This window comes from Kitasatospora putterlickiae, assembly GCF_039527695.1.
In the GTDB taxonomy this organism is placed as follows: domain Bacteria; phylum Actinomycetota; class Actinomycetes; order Streptomycetales; family Streptomycetaceae; genus Kitasatospora; species Kitasatospora putterlickiae.
In genome coordinates this window covers 2,683-6,525 of the sequence record NZ_BAAAKJ010000141.1, presented here as the reverse complement: position 1 = coordinate 6,525, position 3,843 = coordinate 2,683, and the positions used below count along the sequence as shown (strand labels likewise).

The 3,843-nt window shown below is 69.7% G+C and carries 1 protein-coding gene; it reads left to right on the top strand.

Annotation, left to right across the window (positions count from 1 at the left end; translation table 11 throughout):
- A partial coding sequence (locus tag ABD308_RS15040) for a DUF7617 domain-containing protein (RefSeq protein ID WP_344333772.1) occupies nt 1-3,817 on the top strand: 3,817 nt, incomplete at its 5' end.
- Nucleotides 3,818-3,843 lie beyond the last annotated feature (26 nt).

Sequence of the window (3,843 nt, the reverse complement as noted above, 5' to 3'; positions counted from 1 at the left end):
CGTGACGCTGACGAAGACCGGAACCGACGTCAACACCGGCAGCACCACCCAGACCAGCCACGGTGACACCGTCCGCTGGGTCGTCTCCGCGACCAACCCGGAGGGCGCCCCGGTCAGCACCACCATCACCGACGCGATCCAGGGCGGACCGGGCAGCACGCCGCAGGCCCAGACCTACGTCCCCGGGTCGCTCCAGGCACCCCCCGGCTTCACCAGGCAGTGGTCCACCGACGGCGGTACGAACTTCGCCGGCACCGACCAGGGCACCGCCACCAACGTCGTCCAGGCGACCAACCCGACGCTCGCGTCGCCGGCGACCGGCGCGGTGGTCCAGATCCCGCCGCCGTTCACCCCGGTCAACACGGCCACCGGCGGCGACGGCTTCACCCCGATCCTCTACACCGCCACCATCAACGGCGTCCCCACGCCCGAGATCTGGAACATCTACCACCACGGCTTCTCCAACACGGCCAGCGTGTTCTGCACCGACCTGCTCACCAACGCCCCCTGCCCGACCTCGACCGGTGCTCCCACCAGCTGGCCCCAGCCACTGAACTCCTCCACACCCGGCGGGACCACCGGCGACCTCGGCAGCACCCGCACCCCGACCTATGTGCAGGACGGCTCCAAGCTCTACTACGCCGCCGTCAGCCGGGTCACCTACGCGGTGATCGGCGTTGGCTGCATCGACCTCCAGACCCAGGCCAGCTGCGGCTTCACCGCGCTCCAGACCGGCACCGGTTCGGTCATCGGCGGCATCGTCGAGGCGCCGAACGGCCTGATCTACGCCGTCTCCGGCACCGGCGAGATCCTCTGCTACGACCCCGACGGCAACCTCTCGTGCGGGACCTTCCCCAGCGGCCTGCCCACCAACGAGGGACAGGGCGGCTTCGCCGGCGACTACGTCGGCACCATGCGGGTCATCGAGGGCAAGATCTACGTGACCAACAACCAGTTGGCCCCGCTGCCTTCGCTGATGACCTGCTTCGACCCGGCGACGAACGCCCCGTGCACCGGCTGGCTCATCCCCAAGGTCGTGGCCACCCCGATCGGCACCTCCCCCGCCCGGGTGGACAACGTCTTCGAGATGTACGACTCGGCCGGCACCGTCACCGGCGTCTGCACAGTGGTCGGCGGTGTCAACCTGGCGGTCCTCCCGCCCGTCGGCACCCCCGTCTGCTTCTCCCTGACGGGCACCCCGATCGCCGCGCCCCCCGGCCTCCAGGCCCTGGTCAGCACCAACGTCGCCACCGGCGAGGCCAACTACCAGGTGCCACTGACCATCACCGCCCCCAACGGGCACCTGGAGACCGAGTTCCCCTTCTGGATCTACACCGGCAACACGCCGACCCTCAACAGCTCGGAGTTCTGCTACGACTGGAACATCCAGGCCCCTTGCACCCAGTACGGCACCAACGGCGTCGTCAACGGCCCGGCCAACGTCAACGGCGGCCTCACCAGCCCGTACGGCTTCGCCTACGACGGCCAGTGCAAGTACAGCCTCGGCGACGTCGGCGTCCTGTTCTCGATCGACCCGGTCACCGGGGCCTCGCCCTGCCTGAAGACCCGGGCCCAGAGCACCATCAACCCCTCCGCGTTCTACTGCGACGGGGCCACCGGACACGTGCAGTCGTACGGGACGGTCAGCCTCTTCGACATCGACCCGACGACCGTCGACTTCGCGCAGTCCACGGTGACCGTGCTGGCCTCCGACGGCACCACGATCGGCACCTTCCCGTTCGACCCGGTCACGGGAACGGCGGACATCTCGTCCGTCCCGACGAGTAACTCGCCGATCCAGGTGATCGCCAACCTCAGCCTGATCAGCGGATCGTCGTTCACCCCCGACAACCACCCGAAGATGCAGGTCACCTTCGTCGGCGACGCGCCGCAGATCTGCTTCGAGACCACGGTGTCGGCCGACTGCTCGGTCACCTCCGTCTCCAACCAGGCGTCCGCCGTCACCGACGGCCAGCCGGCCGTCACCTCCAACACGGTCACCCTCCAGGTGACCCCGGGGGACGCGTGCACCCCGGTGCTGGCGATCAACAAGGAGGTCTGCACCTCCACCAACGCCGCCGACTGCGCTGACGGCGGCCCCGGCCCCTGGGCGAAGACCACCACCATTCCGAGCGGCACCACCGCCTACTGGCGCATCACCGTCACCAACAACGGAACGGTCCCCGTCACCGGCATCACCCTGACGGATGCGATCACCCCCTCGTGCGCCACAACCGCAGGGACCTTCGACCTCGCGGTCGGCGCCTCGCGCCAGGTGTTCTGCAATCTGACCAACGTCGACCAGACCACCACCAACACCGTCACCGCCACCTTCCCCGGCCCCGACGGAACCCCCATCACCACCCCGCCGTCGGAGGCGACGGTCAACGTCACTCCGCCGGTCGTGCCCTCGATCAGCATCAACAAGGAGGTCTGCACCTCCACCAACCCCGCCGACTGCGCTGACGGCGGCCCCGGCCCCTGGGCCAAAACCACCACCATCCCCACCGGCACCACCGCCTACTGGCGCATCACCATCACCAACACCGGCACCGTCCCCGCCACCGGCATCACCCTCACCGACGCCGTATCACCCTCCTGCGTGACCGCGGCAGGCACCTTCGACCTCGCCGTCGGCGCCTCACACCAGGTCTTCTGCAACCTGACCAACATCGACCAGACCACCACCAACACCGTCACCGCCACCTTCCCCGGCCCCGACGGAACCCCCATCACCACCCCGCCCTCCGAAGCGACGGTCAACGTCACACCCCCCGTCGTCCCCTCCATCAGCATCAACAAGGAGGTCTGCACCTCCACCAACCCCGCCGACTGCGCTGACGGCGGCCCCGGCCCCTGGGCCAAAACCACCACCATCCCCACCGGCACCACCGCCTACTGGCGCATCACCATCACCAACACCGGCACCGTCCCCGCCACCGGCATCACCCTGACGGATGCGGTCACCCCCTCGTGTGCCACAACCGCAGGGACCTTCGACCTCGCGGTCGGCGCCTCGCGCCAGGTCTTCTGCAACCTCCCCAACGTCACCCAGGCCACCACCAACACCGTCACCGCCACCTTCACCGGACCTGACGGAACCCCCATCACCACCCCGCCCTCCTCGGCCGACGTCCAGGTCACCGGCGGCACCCCGTCGCTGAACGTCAACAAGGAGGTCTGCCAGTCCGAGAACGCCGACGACTGCGGTCAGGGCGGGACCGGACCGTGGGGCAAGGAGGCGACCCTGCACAAGGGCAACGCGCCCGAGGAGCTGTGCGCACCGGACATGTGCCAGGCCTTCTGGCGGATCACGGTCACCAACACCGGCGCGGTGGACCTGACCGGGATCACCCTGAACGACGCCCAGGAGGTGGCCTGCGAGGTGGCGGCCGGGACGTTCGACCTGGCGGCCGGCCAGTCGATGACGTTCTACTGCTACAGCCTGATCGGCGAGGACACCGTCAACACCGTCACCGCCACCTTCCCCGGACCCGGCGGCACTCCCGTCACCACGCCGCCCTCCTCCGCGCTCGCCCGGTGCAGGCCGCCGTGCGAGAAGGACTGCCACGGCCACGGCCATGACGACGGCCCCGACTACGGCCAGTGGCCGTACCAGGGCGGCGACACCGCCGGCGGCGACCCGCTGGGCAGTCACCCGCTGGGCGGCCACCAGCTGGGGACCTATTCGCTGGGCGGCGGCCTCCCGTCCCTCCCGAACGGCTTCGGAGGTGCTCTCACCGATCCGTCGCTGACCGACCTCGACTGGCTGATGCCCGTCCTGGTCCGTCCCAGCGGCTCGCTCACCTGGCCCTGACCCGGCCGAACGGCGCCGGCCCGGGA